The sequence below is a fragment of the Polynucleobacter sp. 35-46-11 genome (assembly GCF_002281105.1).
This window is the reverse complement of sequence record NZ_NCFJ01000707.1, coordinates 1-1,111: the sequence shown is the minus strand read 5'-3', so window position 1 is coordinate 1,111 and position 1,111 is coordinate 1. Positions and strand designations below refer to the sequence as shown.

The window sequence follows — 1,111 nt, the reverse complement described above, 5'->3', positions numbered from 1 at the left end:
CTATACCCAAGCATCTGTCTGGCTCCCACTATTTTTCTTTGTCGCCATGGGATTTGCCATGCTGTCTTATGTGGTTCTGGATGGTTACGACTTAGGAATTGGAATGCTGCTCAATCGTGCAACAGACCATGATAAAGACATGATGATTGCATCGATTGGCCCTTTTTGGGATGCCAACGAAACGTGGATTGTTTTAGGTGTTGGCCTGTTACTCGTTGCGTTTCCATTGGCTCATGGGCCGATACTGACTGAGCTCTACTTACCTGTAGCGGCAATGTTGATGGGGTTAATTTTGCGAGGAGTGTCATTTGACTTTAGAGTCAAGGTCAATATTGAGCAAAAGCCACTTTGGAATTTATTGTTTTATATCGGCAGTTTGATTGCTTCAGTCTCTCAGGGCATCATGATCGGTCGTTTGATTGTGGGTTTTGATTCAGGAATTTTGGGCTGGGTTTTTTCACTGCTGGTTGGAATATGTTTACCAGCTGGTTACGTACTGCTTGGGTCAACATGGCTGATTTTAAAAACAGAAGGACAACTGCAGCAGCAATCATTTCGATGGGCTAAAACTAGTTTATGGCTCACCGGATTTGGTATTGCATTGGTCTCGGCTGCCACGCCATACTTTAGCTCTGAAATCATGCACAAATGGTTTGCTTGGCCACAAATTCTTTGGCTCTCTCCGATACCGCTCGCAACGGCTATTTTATTTCTGCTTACAAATCGCTCAATCCAATCCTTAGAGCAGGGTACTAGTAAGCGCGAGTGGTTACCATTTGCCTGTGTTGTTGCGATTTTTTGGCTGGCATTTTTTGGTATTGCCTATAGTATTTTTCCTTATGTCATTATTGGAAAAATGACCCTCTGGCAAGCGGCTGCAGCTACCGAATCCCTATGGGTAATTTTTTGGGGCGCAATTATCGTTCTCCCGACTATTCTTGGGTATACGCTTTTTTCATATCGGATTTTCAAGGGTAAAGCTAGTGCACTCACTTATTACTAGGTCTACTTGCCCCGTTTCTTATTAAACTTGTATATACAAATATATGCATATTGAACTGACCTGATTTTTAGTACCACCCTAGAAGAGAGGATTTTTGATAATCTTCAC

Annotated in this window: 1 protein-coding gene; it reads left to right on the top strand. The window is 42.7% G+C overall.

All coding sequences use genetic code 11. From position 1 onward, the window contains the following. Positions 1-1,003 (top strand): cytochrome d ubiquinol oxidase subunit II (locus B7Y67_RS18980; RefSeq protein ID WP_293599962.1); only part of this gene is annotated, 1,003 nt, incomplete at its 5' end. Positions 1,004-1,111: the final 108 nt, after the last annotated feature.